The 16,905-nt window shown below is 37.2% G+C and carries 18 protein-coding genes and 2 pseudogenes; 6 read left to right on the top strand and 14 right to left on the bottom strand.

What is annotated here, in order from left to right; genetic code table 11:
- Positions 1 to 43 precede the first annotated feature (43 nt).
- On the bottom strand, positions 44 to 877 hold the full coding sequence (locus tag EDD69_RS11475) for a recombinase RecT (RefSeq protein ID WP_132949100.1): 834 nt from the start codon (positions 875 to 877) through the stop codon (positions 44 to 46).
- The gene (locus tag EDD69_RS11470; protein WP_165871784.1) at positions 878 to 1,762 is read right to left on the bottom strand and encodes a YqaJ viral recombinase family nuclease; all 885 of its coding nucleotides are present in this window, start codon (positions 1,760 to 1,762) and stop codon (positions 878 to 880) included.
- A gap of 293 nt (positions 1,763 to 2,055) precedes the next feature.
- Here EDD69_RS11470 and EDD69_RS15405 point away from each other — a divergent pair, with 293 nt between their 5' ends.
- Positions 2,056 to 2,211: a hypothetical protein gene (locus EDD69_RS15405; protein ID WP_165871783.1), complete on the top strand. Its 156-nt coding sequence runs from the start codon at positions 2,056 to 2,058 to the stop codon at positions 2,209 to 2,211.
- Between the two features lie 315 nt (positions 2,212 to 2,526).
- Positions 2,527 to 2,997, top strand: a complete 471-nt coding sequence (locus EDD69_RS11465; protein WP_132949098.1) for a DinB family protein — start codon at positions 2,527 to 2,529, stop codon at positions 2,995 to 2,997.
- A 249-nt stretch (positions 2,998 to 3,246) separates the two neighbouring features.
- Here the strand turns inward: EDD69_RS11465 and EDD69_RS11460 are convergent.
- From EDD69_RS11460 to EDD69_RS11430, 8 genes and pseudogenes are all read right to left on the bottom strand, one after another.
- Positions 3,247 to 3,327: pseudogene (locus tag EDD69_RS11460) on the bottom strand (alanine:cation symporter family protein); the annotation flags it as partial.
- A gap of 6 nt (positions 3,328 to 3,333) precedes the next feature.
- Entirely contained in the window at positions 3,334 to 3,498 is a 165-nt protein-coding gene (locus EDD69_RS15400; RefSeq protein WP_165871782.1) for a hypothetical protein, read from the bottom strand.
- A 265-nt stretch (positions 3,499 to 3,763) separates the two neighbouring features.
- The gene (locus EDD69_RS11455) at positions 3,764 to 5,677 is read right to left on the bottom strand and encodes a vWA domain-containing protein (RefSeq protein WP_132949097.1); all 1,914 of its coding nucleotides are present in this window, start codon (positions 5,675 to 5,677) and stop codon (positions 3,764 to 3,766) included.
- Between the two features lie 10 nt (positions 5,678 to 5,687).
- Complete coding sequence (locus EDD69_RS11450; RefSeq protein WP_132949096.1) at positions 5,688 to 6,581, bottom strand: AAA family ATPase; 894 nt, start codon at positions 6,579 to 6,581, stop codon at positions 5,688 to 5,690.
- Between the two features lie 145 nt (positions 6,582 to 6,726).
- Positions 6,727 to 6,990: a metal-sensitive transcriptional regulator gene (locus tag EDD69_RS11445; RefSeq protein ID WP_132949095.1), complete on the bottom strand. Its 264-nt coding sequence runs from the start codon at positions 6,988 to 6,990 to the stop codon at positions 6,727 to 6,729.
- A gap of 83 nt (positions 6,991 to 7,073) precedes the next feature.
- Complete coding sequence (locus tag EDD69_RS11440) at positions 7,074 to 7,448, bottom strand: replication termination protein (protein WP_132949094.1); 375 nt, start codon at positions 7,446 to 7,448, stop codon at positions 7,074 to 7,076.
- A 192-nt stretch (positions 7,449 to 7,640) separates the two neighbouring features.
- Positions 7,641 to 8,543: a formyltetrahydrofolate deformylase gene (purU, locus tag EDD69_RS11435; RefSeq protein ID WP_132949093.1), complete on the bottom strand. Its 903-nt coding sequence runs from the start codon at positions 8,541 to 8,543 to the stop codon at positions 7,641 to 7,643.
- Positions 8,544 to 8,629: 86 nt separating this feature from the next.
- Positions 8,630 to 9,457 (bottom strand): formate/nitrite transporter family protein, encoded by an 828-nt coding sequence (locus EDD69_RS11430; protein ID WP_132949092.1) that lies wholly within the window; start codon positions 9,455 to 9,457, stop codon positions 8,630 to 8,632.
- A 416-nt stretch (positions 9,458 to 9,873) separates the two neighbouring features.
- On the opposite strand from EDD69_RS11430, the gene speE reads away from it, so the two are divergent.
- Both speE and rpmG read left to right on the top strand, forming a co-directional pair.
- Entirely contained in the window at positions 9,874 to 10,737 is an 864-nt protein-coding gene (speE, locus tag EDD69_RS11425) for a polyamine aminopropyltransferase (RefSeq protein ID WP_132949091.1), read from the top strand.
- 104 nt (positions 10,738 to 10,841) lie between these two features.
- The gene (gene rpmG / locus EDD69_RS11420) at positions 10,842 to 10,991 is read left to right on the top strand and encodes a 50S ribosomal protein L33 (protein ID WP_066150423.1); all 150 of its coding nucleotides are present in this window, start codon (positions 10,842 to 10,844) and stop codon (positions 10,989 to 10,991) included.
- Between the two features lie 30 nt (positions 10,992 to 11,021).
- On the opposite strand, the gene treR is transcribed toward rpmG, so the two are convergent.
- The 4 genes from treR to EDD69_RS11400 all read right to left on the bottom strand — a co-directional run bounded on the left by treR (position 11,022) and on the right by EDD69_RS11400 (position 15,491).
- The gene (gene treR / locus EDD69_RS11415) at positions 11,022 to 11,741 is read right to left on the bottom strand and encodes a trehalose operon repressor (RefSeq protein WP_132949090.1); all 720 of its coding nucleotides are present in this window, start codon (positions 11,739 to 11,741) and stop codon (positions 11,022 to 11,024) included.
- 27 nt (positions 11,742 to 11,768) lie between these two features.
- The gene (gene treC, locus EDD69_RS11410) at positions 11,769 to 13,436 is read right to left on the bottom strand and encodes an alpha,alpha-phosphotrehalase (protein WP_132949148.1); all 1,668 of its coding nucleotides are present in this window, start codon (positions 13,434 to 13,436) and stop codon (positions 11,769 to 11,771) included.
- Positions 13,437 to 13,507: 71 nt separating this feature from the next.
- A complete protein-coding gene (gene treP / locus EDD69_RS11405; protein ID WP_132949089.1) occupies positions 13,508 to 14,917 on the bottom strand; it encodes a PTS system trehalose-specific EIIBC component in 1,410 nt (469 codons plus the stop codon).
- Positions 14,918 to 15,116: 199 nt separating this feature from the next.
- A complete protein-coding gene (locus EDD69_RS11400) occupies positions 15,117 to 15,491 on the bottom strand; it encodes a PilZ domain-containing protein (RefSeq protein WP_132949088.1) in 375 nt (124 codons plus the stop codon).
- 252 nt (positions 15,492 to 15,743) lie between these two features.
- Between EDD69_RS11400 and EDD69_RS11395 the strand changes: the two genes are divergently transcribed.
- Entirely contained in the window at positions 15,744 to 15,941 is a 198-nt protein-coding gene (locus tag EDD69_RS11395; RefSeq protein WP_132949087.1) for a hypothetical protein, read from the top strand.
- Between the two features lie 142 nt (positions 15,942 to 16,083).
- Positions 16,084 to 16,203 (top strand): annotated as a pseudogene (locus EDD69_RS11390) (4a-hydroxytetrahydrobiopterin dehydratase); the annotation flags it as partial.
- Positions 16,204 to 16,905: the final 702 nt, after the last annotated feature.

The raw sequence follows: 16,905 nt of genomic DNA, 5'->3' as shown, positions 1-16,905 counted from the left end.
TTAGACCTCTTCATTAAATATATCTCCTTTTACTTACTGTTAATTATTTAGGCATTTGTTCTTGCTCTGTTTGCTCCATATCAATAACCTCGTACACGCTTTGTACATTGTCCGGATCATTCGCAATCGTTTCATCTTTTGCAATCTGTTGTTGGAACTCTGTACTTACCTGCACCGTCTTGAACAGGAGTTTGATTGCCGTTTTTAAAGCCATAGCGTCAAAATCTGTTTTCCAAGGACCGACTAATTCACCTTCTTTGTTTTTGGAAGTTGTAAACCTCTGGGCGTGACGCAATGCTTGTTTTTTCGTGATGACTTTGAACTGTTCCGAACCGTCCTTAAACTTGATGTACGCATAATATTTTTTGGCGTATTCGGGGTCGCCGTACTTTTCGGATTCGATATTCGGTTTGTGAATCAATTTTTGATTCGTGCCATATTGAAATTCAAAATAGTCGTCTTCATAAACAATTTCTGCCGTAATAAAGGCTACTTTTCCTGTGCGGTGTGCTAAATCAATATAGCCCTTATAGCCGATTTGGAATTCCGCATCAAATCGCCCCGCTTTACTGTTCCAGCGCGGCACTAGATATGCGTAACCGTGCAATCCCGGTTCTAATCCGAGAATGGCACTTTGCATGATTGCCCCACCGAGTGATTCGATGGAACATTGGCTTAGTTGAGGATTTCTCCGAACCTCGCTTAATGCGATGCGCAAGAAACGTTCCGTATCGAATTGTTTTGGCAAAACGGTTTTGACGCTTGGAGCGATTTTAGCTAGATAGTTTTTGAATTGTTCACCAAATGTTTTCGGTTTTTCTTGGACCGCATTCACTTTTTTTGCCAGTTGTTTTTTAATATCTTCTGGCTTAGCCATTTATTTCACCCTCCAATTTTTTATTTTTAGAACTCGATGCCCTTTTTTTGTGGCTTTCCAAGTCACTATTTCAGCACCTTCATATGTTCCGATTTCCTTTTCACGTAAAAAGTATTTAATGTTGTTTTCTAATTCTTGTTTTCTCAACGCTAGTTCCTTGATTTGCTCTTTTATTTGTTCTAATTCTTCGATCCAGCCCATACATTCTGTGGAAAGTTCAACTGCCTCATTCGTGGACTGCATATAAAGTTCATTCAAAGACTGTGTACTTGAATCAGAACCATCAATTGGCGGTGGGATTTTCGGCAGCACATGGTTATTCCAAAAATCTGACTCGAGTTGGTAAAGGTAATGGATGACTTCATCATCCCGCAGAACTTCTTTATAAATGAACTTATTTCCGCCGATTAAAGCCGCTATGTAGGCAAAAGAATAGTCTGTAACCGCTAAATAATGCTGCACTTGAAGATAATAACCATCAGGTATATTCTCTCCCACCCATTCATCTTTTAAGTATTCGGAAGCGGTTTTGCACTCCAAAATACCAATTCCTCTTTCGGGACAAATGACTTCTCGATCTAAAGTTGCGATCATGAAATCATAAGTATCGTGTTGAAGCAGTTCGTGGCGTTTTCGAACTTCTAACCTCGTCCGTTTAGAAAATTCGACTGCGATTGCTTCTTCTAACGTCTTGCCCCAATAAGCTGATTCACTTTCCTCGTCATCAAACGATAATGCGCCGATTTTTTCTAAATAAACAGAGAATGCACTTTTGTACTTATCGAGACCGACAATAGCTCCTACATCTGAACCGCCAATCCCTTTTCTTCTGTACTCGAGCCATTGCTCGCGGCTTAGGTCTTTCGTGTTTACTAATACTTTCACTCGGCAACACCCTCCCATCGCCTTTATAGCGGATTTCTACGTCTGTTGGGTCACGGCAGGACAGTTGTTTGAAAGTTGTGTTAAGGTTGATCATCATGAAATTGGCACAAGACATCGATGAATTTCTTATGTAATGACAAGTTGAAAAAATGGTTTCGAATCTTGTTTAACTAACCTGCCCCTTTCGTGAAACAAAAATTCAACAAGATTCTTTAAACATAGTTCTTCACTATCAAAAGTGTCATACATAGATTTGATAAAATAGAAAAAACTAACAGTAGGAGGTGTGTGCAATGAAAAAAAGATTTATTGCAGACTTAAATGACAAGCAGCGGGAAAAGGTTAGAGCATTAGAAGAAGAGTTAGGGGTTGAACTTGTTCCTTTCACGAGAGGCGATAAAGAAAAACAGGGTGAGTACTATGATTTGTATGAGGATGATCGACTCTAGCCGCTGAAAAAAGCAACGTTTTTAATTATGAACTTGGTCCTGTCAAGTAGACATAAGAATTACAGGAACTATACATAATTAAAGGAGCTGGCTCAAAAACCTGATTAGGCTTTTGAATCAGCTCCTCTCTTTTTTAGATTAGGGTTAGGATGTCCAAGGTTTATCATTGATTTTTGCACCAGAACTAGGGAATTTATGTTTTTTAGCCCAGAAACCAGAAATCGGATATAAAAAATATTTCTATATGAAAGGAAAAGAACGTGAAGACCAAGAATGGTTATACGAGAATCATTTAAAAAGTGGGAGGAGTTTTTCTTGGAACAAACAATTATTCGTCATATGGAAACAGTGCGCGGAATAACTGAGCAAACGATAAAAAAAATTCCAGAAGAGATTTCGGATATCATTCCGAAAGGTTTTAACAACAATATTCGCTGGAACTTCGGTCACATTGCATTCGTACAGGAAAAGCTCGTCTTTGGACTTTTAGGTGAAGAGATGAGCATTCCGAAAGATTACGAGCAGTTTTTCAGTGCCGGAACGAAACCTGCAGAATGGGAAGGAACGCCTCCATCATTAGCAGAGATTTCCATGATTTTGACGGAACAAAAAAAGAGAATAAAAGACTTTATTATTCAAGGACGTTTACATGAAAAACTGCCAACTCCATTTACCAACCGAGGAGGCATTACGTTTTACACAGTTGGTGAGACCTTATTGTTTAGCTTTTACCATGAAGCATTACATATCGAAACGATTAAGCGATTATATCGATCTATTAAATAACCCGACGATCTGCATGCAAAATGCTTTAGATCAAGAAGCAGATGATACCCTTTATCACCGTTCTAACCTAAAAAACTAGCCAATTTGAAGCAATGAGCCCCTGAAGGTTTTAGCGCATTTAACAGTTTTAGAAAAGCATCGCCCAAAGAAGAAAATTGAGTGCAACCCCTTGGCGCCCAAGGGGTTCAGCTTATCACCATTTATCGTTTATGCAGGATTTTATACTTCGTTAATCCATCAACGTTTTCAGCCTGGACCACCAACTGCAATCGCGATGGCTACTCCAGAGACGTTCCCTGTTCCGATACGTATCGCCGCTTCAATGAAAAATTTTAGTTAGAAGGCTTTGAAATAAAAATTCAGCAGAAAAATTAACATAAAGATAATAGAAACAATAAACGCTTCTTTACGATAACTTTTATCTTCTTTCCCTTGTTTCCCTTGCCGTATTTTCTCTCTATATTTTCTTTGGACCTCTTCCTTTTTATCATCTATTTTCATTTCATCTAGCCTCCCTTAAATTTCTTAAACGATGAATATCTGTTTTCTATCTTTTACTTTATTGTAGTTATTTTTTTATCTCTTGCTACTAAATTAAAACACAAACTTATTCAGAAGAAATCCCTCTTTTACTCGTTCTCGCAGAACTACCACGCTTTCAAGGCTTTCTATCATCAATGATGGTTTTTCTATCATGTTGCATCGAGATAACATAACCTTTGATCATAAAAAGAAAAGAGCCTTCAATGACTTGAAAGGCTCTTTGTTAAAACTTTTTATATAACAGCAACTTCTTCAGCAGAGGAAACAATACATCTGGCAGCTCTGCGACATTTGGAACAAGAACGCTGTATTTCCCATATATGTTTTGAATTGTTTTTTGTTGTTCTTCCGTAATCATGCCATTTGCTAAAAAGACGTTGATTACTTCAATTCCTTGCTTTCGAGCTTCGATGACCGCTTCATGGGTATCGACAATTCCGTTTTGTTCGTATCCCATGGCCGCTGGCTCTCCGTCCGAAAAGACAAGCAAAAACTTTTGTTTCTCTCTTCGTTCGCGTAAACGTTCCGTCATCAATCGAATCGCAAATCCATCACGATTATCTTCTTGCGGTTGAAGCTGCATAATTTCTGGTCCGCTTGATTTTTTAAGCGAAGAAGAAAAATCGATCACGGTTTGAAAATAGTTTGGCTGTTTGGTTTTAGTTGCTTCATTCGTATCTTCCCAAAACCCAACAATGGTGTGAGGAACAGAAAGCGATTTTAAAGACTCATGAAATAATGTAATCCCTCGTTTCGTTTCCTCCATTTTGTCATACATGGACGCTGAACAATCGACCAGCAAAGCAAATACCGCATCTAATTGCGGGGAAGGCTGATGTTTTTTATAAAATAAACGCGGTTGCTCTTCCGTGAAAAAGCGAAGCAATTTTTTATTTAGCCGTCCGAAATGTAAGTCTGTGCGCGGTAAGATTTTTTTATGCTCCAACACTTTTTCAATCATTTGCTTTAGTTTCTTTTGATAAGGTCGAATTAGTTCTCGATTTTGTTCATAAGCCTTTATTTCAGCAGGAGATGGGGAGGATGCAGGTAAAAAAATCGGATAAGCATATCGATTTTCTTTTCCGTATTCATATTCCGAATGGCCGTGTAAATGTTCTCGTCTTTGTTCAAGAGCTTCTAGATGCGAATAATCGTTTCGTGTTGTTTTTTGCGCCGATCCTTGCACAATCCCAAGCGCTTGATCTCCCGCTTCTCCTTGACGCACACCTTCCCCTAACAGTTCTGTCTGAGAGCCTTGCTCTAAATCAAATTGTAAAAAGCTCTTCGTCATATCGCTTGTTTCACGATGCCATGTATGAAGAATTTCATCATGAATTTCCTCATCTTCCGCTTTCTTGTGAAGCACATCGTTATTTTTTAATGGATCCTTTCTTTTTAAATCATCGATCGTCAATCCATTATGAACATAAACGCTTTCTGGAAGATGAAAATACATATTTAGCATATCTGTTTCAAGAATTTCTTCTAGGACACTTGCGATGGTTAATACAATGTCCACAACCTCTTTTGTTGAACGCGCATCGTATATCTTAGTTGATTCCCGCTGGATAAACGGCATTGCTAAATGAATATCATCAGGGAATATCGGCACCTCTTCTAGCGGCGTTTCAGCCGTTAATAACAAATACAAACTATTGAACAAAGCATCTGTATAGATCCCTTTTACTAAATTCACATTTAACTGGCTCTGAAAATAACGGCGATACACTTTCTTTCGTATAGAGAAGGCCTTTTTTGTACCAGGCCGCTCTTTTTTGCAAATTTCTTCTAACCGCAAATCCTCCATCAGAATAAACAATTGTTTCGAAAAACTTGAAATGGTTGTTTTTTTAGCCTCTTCGATCAAGCGAGCGACCTCATCAAAGTTTGTGTGATTCATGTTTCCAATCGCCCGCAAAAAAATATCGCTTTTAAAACCATTGATTTTATCTTCATCTGGCCGGTCATCCCAAAAATGACTAACCATAATCTTTTTTTGAGGAAGATCGATATAAGACTGGTAACCGAATTCGATTTCGAACTGATCGTCTTTCGTTAACGTTTTGGCTAAATCAGACAGTTCCATAAACAAAAAAGAATCGATTTTTTTATCATTAAACATAATAAAACGATTCATAAAACAACCCTCATTCATCGAAGAGTGTTTCAGCAATATTGCGAACAGCCGCTTTTTCGCGATCGTCCTCTAACTTCTCAATAATTCCTCGTTCAATCGCTCGAAGCGGCGGAAGGTAAACGGCTAAATCACATGTATCGATGAGCGCGCGAATAGAAGCGGCTTCTTCAGAAACATAACCATTTTTCACTTGTGTAATCAAATCTGAAGACAGTGCAACGAATCGATCAATCAATGTTTCGTCTGTTAGCTTCGTTTCGTTTCGCAACACTTGTTTTAATGTTTCCCCTTGGATATAAGGAACTTCGATCACGACAAAACGGTTTTTTAACGCTTCGTTAAGCGGGACCGTCCCAACATACCCTTCGTTAATCGCCGCAATGACTCCAAACGTATCTTTTGCTTTCACGACTTCGCCTGTGAATGGATTCGTGATCATTTTCCGATAATCCAATACACCGTTTAAAATCGGCAACGTTTCAGGTTTTGCCATATTAATTTCATCAATATAAAGCAAATGACCTTTTGTCATCGCTTGAATAACAGGGCCAGGAACAAATTCGATCGTCGTTTGTCCCGCTTTTTGATCAATGGTTTTAAAACCGAGCATCGCCTCCGCATCTAAATCAACGGAGCAATTAATGCTATGCATCGGCTGTCCAAAAATCGCTGATAACGTTTCTGCGAGCTTTGTTTTCCCTGATCCTGTTGGACCTTTTAGCAGCACGTTTTTTCCTAACGCTAATGCAACAATCGCATCGTAAAGAATAGCCGAGTCAGATGGAGTATATCCTTCTTTTCCGATTAAATACCGATCCGCATCATTTGCGAACATTTCTTTTCTTTTAGCGACAATCTCTTCAATCTCTTTCGGCAATTGCAGTGATGTAAATTCCAATGTCATATTGCCAACCCTTTCTCTCAATCTTTTATACACACGTTACGTATTCTACTAAAAACATTGGATTTTGTGCAAACAAACGAATTGTTGAACATAAAAATATTATGTAAACAAAGCAAAAAGGAAAAAGAGAGGAAGTCGCACAATTTTAACGACTTTTTACAAGTAATTCTACTGCCTCTTGGATTAATTTTTCACTTTCATGCGAACCGTTTTCGATATCTTGTCGGATGCAGTATTCTAAATTTGTGCTCACAACAACCGCGATCGCTCGATCTACTGCACTGCGGATCGCTGATAATTGTGCGACAACCTCTTTACAATCCTTTTGTTCCTCCATCATTTTTAATACGCCACGAACTTGTCCTTCGATCCGCTTTAAACGATTTTTTACTTGGTTATCATATTTCATTTATTCCGATCTCCTTTTCCTCTTTTATATACCCGTATTAGTATACTAAATAAAATTTAAAGCTTTGTCAAGCGATCCATCTCTCAACTGAAATTATCTTCAATAGCTTTGCGAATGAGCGCTGCACATCGATCTAATTCCGCTTTTAGCTGCCGTTTGTACAATTGTGCTTTTTTATATCCTTCCTCTGTAAAACGATAATAAACTACTTCTTGATATTTCATGCCTTCTTTTTTCTTTTTCACCTGGGTCAAAATTCCGTCTTCAATTAGATCATGCAAGGCTTTGTATACTTCTGAATGATTCGGACGATAACCAAATGGTTTAAACTCTTCGCGAAGCACATCTAATAATTTTAATCCATATAACCGTTCTTGTTCTGTCAGCGTAATTAAATATAATTTTAAAAATGCTCTTTGTTTTAGCAAAAACCCGCTTGACTTTCTCTTTTCGCCCATGCTCTCTCCTCCTTATAAATTGTTTACTAATTCCTCGTTTCTTTAGAAAATTCCTTCTTACATCTTCCATTATAGTTGAACATTTTTAATTTTATTCATTTTTTATTTAGAACATAGTTTTATTTGTAAATTCAGAAATTTAGAAAAGGAAAGCGTGTTATACAGTACACTTTCCTTTTCAGCGATCCAAAATTATTTAAACACGATCGTTTTGTTACCGTGAATAATGACTCGGTCTTGTAAATGCCACTTTAGCGCACGAACAAGAACGGTTTTTTCAATAATGCGTCCGATGCGCTTCAAATCTTCTACATGATGTTTATGATCCACGCGTTCCACATCTTGTTCGATAATCGGTCCTTCATCTAAATCATCTGTTACGTAATGAGAAGTGGCTCCAATTAATTTCACCCCGCGGCGATACGCTTGTTCGTAAGGACGCGCGCCAATAAATGCCGGTAAAAACGAATGATGAATGTTAATAATCTTCGAAGGAAACTGAGCAACGAAAGACGGAGATAAAATTTGCATATAGCGTGCAAGAACGATGACATCAATATCGTATTGCTTTAATAAAGCGATTTGTTGTTGTTCCGCTTCCTGTTTTGTTTCTTTTGTGACTGGTATGTAATAATACGGAATGCCAAATGATTCAACCGTTTCGCGCATATGTTCGTGGTTGCTGATCACTAAGGCGAAATCGGCCAACAGCTCTCCCGCTTGCCATTCCCATAACAACTCTAACAGGCAATGCTCCTCCTTCGAAACAAATACAGCCATCTTTTTAAGATGCGTATGCAAACTAAGGCGCCAATCCATCGAAAAGCGTTCAGCAATAGGAGAAAACTCATTCTCGATCTCTTCTTTTCTCACGCGAATATGTGGACAATCAAACTCAATGCGCAAAAAGAATGTTCCGCCTTCTGGATCTGTTGAATATTGATTGGACTCCACAATATTGGCGCCGCGCTCATATAAAAAATTCGTTACAGCCGCGACAATCCCAGGCTGATCCGGGCAAGAAATAAGCAAGCGGGCACGATCTTGATGTTTTTCTAAAAATGATTGAATGCGTCTTTTACGGAATTCACTCATAACGACCACCTTTTTCTAAAAAATTCGGAATAATCAATGCCTTTTATTATAACAAACAAAAAAAAGATCGGGAACTATTCCCGACCTTATTTGTTTAAAATTTTCCCTTTTTGAAAACTAAAGAAACCTCTATTCGATGAAACAAACTCTGTTTTAGGAGACGTTAAATACGTATATAACGCTCCCATAAATAGAGCTCCGCCTACAATATTTCCTAATGTCACCGGAATAATATTATGAATCACACCTGCTAAATTCACTGTTGCTGGATGTGGAACCGCTAATGCGATTGAAAAAAGAACAAAATTCGCAATGGAGTGTTCATATCCAGAAGCAAAGAAGACAAAAACAATTAAAATCATGGAGATGACTTTAGCGATATCTTCCTTCATTTGCATTGGAATAAAGATCGCTAAACATACAAGCCAGTTACAAAGAATTCCTTTAATAAATAGTTGCATGGTGGTCGCATGCATTTTTTTTGCTGCAATCGCAAACAATAAATGTTCTTTCGGAATATGTTCAAATATACCTGATTGAGCAATCAGAAAAGCAAAAAAGACGGCTCCTAACAAGTTTCCGCTATAACAAGCCAGCCAGTTGCTTAATGTGTCTTTGATCGTCGTTTCCTTTTGCAATGTACTAATCGTAAAGTACATCGTATTGCCCGTAAACAACTCTGCTCCACCATACATAATGAACACTAACGCGATTCCGAAGAAAATTCCGCTGACTAAATAAGTCGCAGGAGAATTCGCTTCACGGAAAAATTCCCCGATTCGCAAGCAAAGTACGAGCGCAAAACCAATATATACTCCTGCTAATGCTGCACGAATGATGTATTGAATAAGCGATTGTTCTAAAATGGCACGTTTTTTCAAAGCTAGTTCTTTACATTTTTGTACTGCTTCCATCTCTCCGTCACTTCTCTTTCTATATATTTTTGTGACACCTTTCACATTTTACGTTATATAACATACTCCTGCCTTCTTTATTTTTCAACACATTTACGTAAATGTTAAAACAAATGTCACTACTTCTTTTTTGTAAGCGATTGCTTTAAAAATAACTGTTGCAATTTCTAAAAATGCTGTTCTAACTTTCTCTAAGAGCTACACTTTATTCATTCATGGTAAAATAACGTTTAGATATTCTTCACGAATCTCTTCAAGTTTTTTTATCTGTGTTTGATCGTTGTTGTATAATAAAGGTGAGCTAAAGCGTTCTCTTTCAATCAATCATCAAAAAATTCTGACCTTTGCCAAAGGATAAGGAAATATATTAATATAGAAAAGGTTACAATGATAAAACATTCACAAAGGAGGAAACAATGGAAAACAAATTATTACCAAGCTACATAAAAAAAGAAAACGGAGAATTATGGTTAACAGAAGATGAGCGTGAAAATTTAAAAATCAGCTATCGCATTAAGGAAATTATTTATTCAGAAAAATCTCCTTTTCAACACGTTATGATTTTAGATTCTTACGACTTCGGAAGAATGCTTGTATTAGACGGAGTCGTACAAACAACTTCAATCGATGGACACATCTATAATGAAATGATTTCACATGTCCCTCTTTCTCTTCATCCATCGCCTAAAAAAGTATTGATTATCGGTGGAGGAGATTGCGGGGCTGCGCGTGAAGTAACAAAATACGCAGAAGTAGAAGAAATTCACCTTGTCGAAATTGACGAACTCGTTGTTCGCGCATGTAAAGAACATTTGCCAGAAGTATCAGGAAATCTTTCTGATCCACGTGTTCAATATATATACAAAGATGGTGTCCAATTCATTAAAGATCACGTCAACACTTATGATGTCATTATTATCGACTCTTCAGATCCAATCGGTCCTGCTCAAGTATTGTTTGAATATGATTTTTATAAAAGCGTTCATCGAGCATTAAAAGATGACGGATTAATGGTATGCCAAAGCCAATCACCAATTTTCCATATGAATGTATTAAAACAGACATATGCGAACATTCGCCAACTCTTCCCTCACGTTCATGTATACACAGCAACAGTTCCAACCTATCCTGGTGGCTTATGGAGCTTCACCATTGGCGCGAAAATACCGGTATCATTCGAGCGTCTTGAAACGTTTGATAAAGAAGCGAAATATGTCAACAAAGAAGTATTAAAACATTGTTTCTCTTTACCACAATTTATGAAAGATCAACTTATCTAGTCGGAGAATCTTCTTCTCCGACTCTTTTCTTGACGAGGAACATGCATTAAGATATGATTTAAAACGTAATGATTACGCTTTTCTTAAAATAAGGAGGAAACATGATGCGCGTAAAGGTTATTTTACAATGCACAGAAACAGGAGATCGAAATTACATTACAACGAAAAACAAACGAAATAACCCGGAGAGACTCGAGTTACGAAAATACTCTCCTCGTTTAAAACGCTACACGTTACATCGTGAAACAAAATAAATCCGTGGCAAAAAACCACGGATTTTCTGTTTATAAATGCTCTCTTCTAGCAAAGTCAACAAATCGGAATTTATCTAATCGATGTCTTGATTCCGTATATTGAAAAAGGCTTGCATCATCCAAATATACGTAATTTCTCACGACAACAACATGGGTATATCCTTTCAAATCTAAATATTTTTTATCTTCTTCTGTGCATTCATCAACAGAAATTTCTTTTTTGGCAAAACTGATTTTGATTCCAAGTTCTTCTTCCAGATATTCATAAATAGAATCCTCGCATATTTCCCTTGTGAGAGAAGGAACAAACTGTTTGTTAAAAAAATCTTTATCTAAAATAATTCGTTCCCCCTCGATTTCACGCGCGCGAATCACTTTCCATACTTCATCTTTAGACGTCACATGAAGATGTTTTTTGAGCTTTTCATCTGGTTTAACGAGATCACATTCATAAACAATGGTTCTAGATGGCTTTCCAATTTTTTGGGCAAGTTCTTTGAAACTGATCAGTCCTGAAACAGGAAAGTCAAACTTGCCGACATCCAGAACAATCGAACCTTTTCCTTTAATTTTTTGGATATATCCATGTTCGGAAAGCAAGTTTAACGCCTTTCGAATCGTTTCACGTGATGTTCCATATTGTTCGACCAGCTGATTTTCGGATGGAAGTTTCATCCCTGATTGAAATATTCCGTTTTTAATCTTCGATAAAAGATCGTTGTAGATCGATAAATATTTGTTTTCTCCCATTATTTATCACCAACAAATATTGTACCACTATTTTCTTAGGTAATAAACGATGGATTCGTAAGGTCTCAACATGATCTTGCTGAAATCCTCTGGAGAGTCTTCATAATTTGAAAGCAAAATGGTGCTTGTATAACCGCTGATATCGATTTCACTTGGCCATTCAAATATCGTTTCTTTTCCGTAGAAATTGTTAATCACTAATAGCTTTTCATTTTGGCCATTTCGAAGATACGCGAAAATTTCTGGATGATCTTCTAAAATAAGTTGATAATTGCCTGTTGTGATAATATCATATTGTTTTCGCAATTGAATCAATCGTTGATAATGGTAAAAAATTGACGTTGGATCTTTTAAAGCGTTTTGAACGTTAATTTCTTTGTAATTGTTCGCGACGGAAATCCAAGGAGTGCCCGTTGTAAAGCCCGCATGTTCACTATCGTCCCATTGCATTGGGGTACGGGAATTATCGCGCGATTTTCGCTTTAAAATCTCTATAATTTCCCGCTCGCTTTTTCCTTGTTGTTTTAATATGTTGTACATATTTAATGATTCGACATCTCTGTAATCTTCAATTCGTTCAAATTTTGGGTCCGTCATTCCGATTTCTTCGCCTTGGTAAATATACGGTGTTCCCTGCATCATATGAATCGTTGTGGCTAACATTTTAGCGGATTCTTTATGATACTTTCCATCATCGCCGTAGCGGGAAACGATTCGCGGTTGATCGTGATTGCACCAGAAAAGGGCGTTCCATCCGCCGCCTTCATTCATTTTTACTTGCCATTCGGATAAAATTTTCTTTAGCTTCAGAAAGTCAAAGTCGGCAATAGCCCACTTTTCTCCGTTTGGATAATCGACTTTTAAATGATGGAAGTTAAACGTCATATTTAATTCTTTACGCTCTGGATTTGTATATTTAATACAATGCTCAATCGTTGTAGACGACATTTCCCCGACTGTCATCATATCGTATTTAGAGAATACTTCGCGATTCATCTCTTGCAAAAACTCGTGAATGCGCGGACCATCTGTATAATACTTTCGTCCGTCTCCAGGCGGAACAGAACCGTCGTCATCAGGAAAACGTTGATCTTTGGAAATTAGATTAATGACATCGAGCCGGAATCCATCGACTCCTTTTTTTAACCAAAAATGCATCATTTCGTATACTTTTTTCCTTACTTCTTCGTTTTCCCAGTTCAAATCCGCTTGCGTCACATCAAATAAATGCAAATAATACTGTCCTGTTTTTTCATCATACTGCCAAGCGGAACCGCCAAATTTTGATTGCCAGTTGTTTGGTTGATCTCTCCAAATATAAAAGTTACGATACGGATTATCTTTTGAGCTTCGAGCTTGCTTGAACCATTCGTGATCCGTAGACGTATGGTTCACAACAATATCCATGACTATTTTAATTCCCCGTTTATGCGCTTCTTCTAAAAGCTCTTCAAAGTCTTCCATCGTTCCGTATTCTTCATGAATTGCGTAATAGTCGCTTATATCATAGCCATTATCGCGCTGCGGAGATTTATAAATCGGAGTTAGCCAGATCACGTCGATTCCTAACGTTTTTAAATAATCTAGTTTTTCAATAATTCCTCGTAAATCGCCGATTCCATCTCCTGTCGTATCTTTAAAGCTTTTCGGATAAATTTGATAAACGACTGCTGTTTTCCACCAAGGATGTTTCATCTTTTCCACCTTCTTCACCACCAAAATTTCATGTTGTAAAAATGGGAAGGCGGCAAAATCAATTTACCGCCTTAATTCTTTTTCATTTTTGCAAATACATATGTTAACGTAAATGGCACGATTAACACAATCGCCATTCCGATAAAGAACGGTACCCATTTTTCTGGGAAAATTGAAAGGAATCCAGGTAATCCTCCAACACCGATCGAAGATGCTTTTACCTTATTGATTGTGATGAAAATACCCGCAATCGCTGAACCGATTAATGCAGAAATAAACGGATAACGGAAACGTAAATTTACACCGAACATCGCTGGTTCTGTAATTCCTAAATACGCCGAAACGGCAGATGTAAACGACAATCCTTTTAATTTTTCATCTTTTGTCGCAAACATCATCGCTAATGCAGAAGAACCTTGTGCGATATTGGATAACGCGAGCATTGGCCATAAAAATGTTCCGCCGGTACTTCCAATTAATTGCAAGTCAACAGCTAAAAACGTATGATGCATTCCCGTTACGACTAGCACGGCATACAATCCGCCATAAACAAGGCCACCTAAAGCGGCAAAGTGATCAAAAAGAGCAACTAATCCATCCGTTAAAGCGTTTGCAATTCCAAACGTAATCGGACCGATCGCAATAAAGGAAACAAATCCTGTCAACAATAAAGCGATTGGTGCGACAAGCAACAATTGAAACGCTTCTGGAATTCGGTTTCTTAAGAAAACTTCTAATTTTGCTAGCACATAAGAAGAAATAAGAATCGGTAAAACTTGTCCTTGATAACCGATTTTTTGAACGTCAAATCCAAATAAATTCCAATATGGAACGGTTCCTTCTTGCACCGCAGAAGCATAAGACCATGCATTTAATAAAGCCGGATGAACAAGCATGAGACCAAGAACAATTCCAAGAAGTTCGCTTCCGCCGAATTTCTTTACAGCGGACCAACCAATTAATCCTGGTAAGAAGACGAATGCTGTATTGGCGATCAAGTTAATCATGTCGGCAAGATCTCGCCAATTTTTATGAACCTCAACAAACGATTTTCCTTCATAAAAGATCCCAGGACCCGTCAAAATGTTGTTAATTCCCATCAACAAACCGGCTGTCACAATCGCAGGTAAAATCGGAATAAAAATATCCGCTAATGTTTTGATTGCTCGCTGCAACGGATTTAAATTTTTCTCCGCAGCATCTTTAATTTCTTGTTTGGTTGCTCGCCCAATTCCAGTCATTTCAATCATTTCGTTGTAAACTTTATCAACCAATCCTTGACCAATGACCACTTGGAACTGACCATTAGCAGAAAACGATCCCTTAACAATATCAATCTTTTCAAGCGCTTCTTTATCCACTTTCCCTTCGTCTTTTAAGGCAAAACGGAGACGTGTAACGCAATGTGTCGCTGCCACAATATTTTCTTTTCCGCCAACCGCTTGAACAATTTGCTCAACAGATTGCCTATTCACACTCATGATCAATGCCTCCCCGTAATCGTTTTCATTTTTTGAAAAATAAAAAGAAGCTTCCTTCTTGCTCTCTTTTTTGTAACCTGTATATACAAGTCGATATCATTTTAACTTGTATATACAAGTTAGTCAATGAATTTTTTATGAACTAAAAAAGCTTGTTTCAGAAGAGGCTTCTCTTCTAAAACAAGCCTTTCTTTCATTTTTATTTTTTACCATTAACAGCAGCAAATTTCTTGATTTCGCTAATTAATTTTTCTTTTTGATCCTCAGAAATGGTTAAGTTGACTCCATATTGATACTCTTTTGCAAAAGGTTTCTTCCAAACAAATATACCTCGTACACGAATTTCTTCTTCAACAAGCACGAAAGAAATTTCAATTTCAATCGGCCGTCTTTCCGGATCAACTGGAATGTTTAAATGCGTTTCGATTCTTACCCCTCTTGGGCTAATATCATGAATTTCCGCTAATCCTTTGTCCGTTTTTACTTCTCTGTCACCAATTCGAGTAATGCGAAACGTGCACGGGATAGGTTGACCAAATTGATAGCGAAACGGCTCTTGTCGCTTAAATCTCATCGAAGATCCTCCAACCAATGAAACTCCTCTACCTTTTCAAGATCGAATTGATTATTTTTTAAAGGTTTTAAGCTTTTAAAACCTTATTAAATCAACATTCCACTGAATAATCGTAGAACTTAAATCCTTATTAATTATATCATTTTTTATCTTTTTTTCACTTATTCCTCCGCCAAAGACACACCAAATCCTCTAAATTGATACGAAAAAAATAAAAAATATGGTAGGATAATAGTGCGGAGGTGGAAAACAATGGATACAAAAATTCACCCATTGGTACTATTGAACCTATTTATCAATTCAATTGTGATGGGTATGTTTGCTTATGACAAATACATCGAAAATGAGATAGGCTATAGCATTACTTTTCTAGCCTTATGTGTATTTTTTGTTTTATTAACAATTTATGGATTAATGAAAAATAGTAAAATTGACCGTACAAAGCAATAAAAGGAATTATGTTTCATTTGATATGGAACACGTTTATAAGGATTTATTTCAAAACACAGGAAATTCTTCCGATAATCTCGAACATGTTAAAAGATTTTGCTAAATCAGCATTATGGTGTAAAACTCAAGGAGGAAAACAGTAATGCGATTAACTGATGAGGAAGTGCAATCTCTTTTACAAGAGATCGAAGACTGGAAATTGGTCGAGGAGCGATGGATTACGAAAAAATACCGCTTCCAAGACTATTTGCAAGGAATCGATAATGGTAGTCTGTTCACCTGACTTGAGAGTAATTCGGATTCCTGCATCAGGAGTAGCACCTGCAAAATTTTCATTTACTCGTATATCTTTAACAGAATTAAACCATTCAATTATTTGAGAAACTTCATCTTTCGTTGCCTTTCGACCTTGATGACTTTCTGGAATTCCACTTCCCCATAAAACAACCGATTCAACGTTGTTCAAGGGAATTGGCTTATGTATGTTTTGTTTGGAATACCAATTCCATCCGAAAATTATTGCCGCGATGAATAATATAGCAATTATGGATTTTTTCATAGTATCCATTCCCCTAACTGGAAAAGTTGTTATGTTAAATTCTATCATAAAAACTTCATACCTCATCAAAAAAGGACGGAAAGCATCATATCTAAAAACAATAATTTTTGCGAAAACAGCGTTTAAAAAACAAAAAACCCGAACTCTCCTTTTCGAGTTCGGGCTTCACTTGAGATTCCGACTGGGCTCGAAGTGCGCAACCTCTACCCTGTCAAAATAGAAAGGGGAAAAACAAGTGAGTTAAATACATAAAATAAGTTAAATCGAATTAAAATGTGTCTTGAAAATACGCGATATTTCAAGGTTTTTCTGTTTAAGAGAGTTAATAAAAATTAAATAAATTAATTGTGTTAAAGTGCCTCTTGTGCAGATTTTGTGCAAGTTTTGTGCAAATTTTTCTTCGGT

The sequence above is a fragment of the Thermolongibacillus altinsuensis genome (genome assembly GCF_004341205.1).
In the GTDB taxonomy this organism is placed as follows: domain Bacteria; phylum Bacillota; class Bacilli; order Bacillales; family Anoxybacillaceae; genus Thermolongibacillus; species Thermolongibacillus altinsuensis.
This window is presented reverse-complemented; position numbering and strand designations above follow the sequence as displayed.

Bases quoted from the DNA above. Each gene is read 5' to 3' on its own strand.
- EDD69_RS11475 (WP_132949100.1), bottom strand. From the start codon at position 877: ATGGCTAAGCCAGAAGATATTAAAAAACAACTGGCAAAAAAAGTGAAT.
- EDD69_RS15405 (WP_165871783.1), top strand. From the start codon at position 2,056: ATGAAAAAAAGATTTATTGCAGACTTAAATGACAAGCAGCGGGAAAAG.
- EDD69_RS15400 (WP_165871782.1), bottom strand. From the start codon at position 3,498: ATGAAAATAGATGATAAAAAGGAAGAGGTCCAAAGAAAATATAGAGAG.
- EDD69_RS11455 (WP_132949097.1), bottom strand. From the start codon at position 5,677: ATGAATCGTTTTATTATGTTTAATGATAAAAAAATCGATTCTTTTTTG.
- EDD69_RS11450 (WP_132949096.1), bottom strand. From the start codon at position 6,581: ATGACATTGGAATTTACATCACTGCAATTGCCGAAAGAGATTGAAGAG.
- EDD69_RS11445 (WP_132949095.1), bottom strand. From the start codon at position 6,990: ATGAAATATGATAACCAAGTAAAAAATCGTTTAAAGCGGATCGAAGGA.
- EDD69_RS11440 (WP_132949094.1), bottom strand. From the start codon at position 7,448: ATGGGCGAAAAGAGAAAGTCAAGCGGGTTTTTGCTAAAACAAAGAGCA.
- purU (WP_132949093.1), bottom strand. From the start codon at position 8,543: ATGAGTGAATTCCGTAAAAGACGCATTCAATCATTTTTAGAAAAACAT.
- EDD69_RS11430 (WP_132949092.1), bottom strand. From the start codon at position 9,457: ATGGAAGCAGTACAAAAATGTAAAGAACTAGCTTTGAAAAAACGTGCC.
- speE (WP_132949091.1), top strand. From the start codon at position 9,874: ATGGAAAACAAATTATTACCAAGCTACATAAAAAAAGAAAACGGAGAA.
- rpmG (WP_066150423.1), top strand. From the start codon at position 10,842: ATGCGCGTAAAGGTTATTTTACAATGCACAGAAACAGGAGATCGAAAT.
- treR (WP_132949090.1), bottom strand. From the start codon at position 11,741: ATGGGAGAAAACAAATATTTATCGATCTACAACGATCTTTTATCGAAG.
- treC (WP_132949148.1), bottom strand. From the start codon at position 13,436: ATGAAACATCCTTGGTGGAAAACAGCAGTCGTTTATCAAATTTATCCG.
- treP (WP_132949089.1), bottom strand. From the start codon at position 14,917: ATGAGTGTGAATAGGCAATCTGTTGAGCAAATTGTTCAAGCGGTTGGC.
- EDD69_RS11400 (WP_132949088.1), bottom strand. From the start codon at position 15,491: ATGAGATTTAAGCGACAAGAGCCGTTTCGCTATCAATTTGGTCAACCT.
- EDD69_RS11395 (WP_132949087.1), top strand. From the start codon at position 15,744: ATGGATACAAAAATTCACCCATTGGTACTATTGAACCTATTTATCAAT.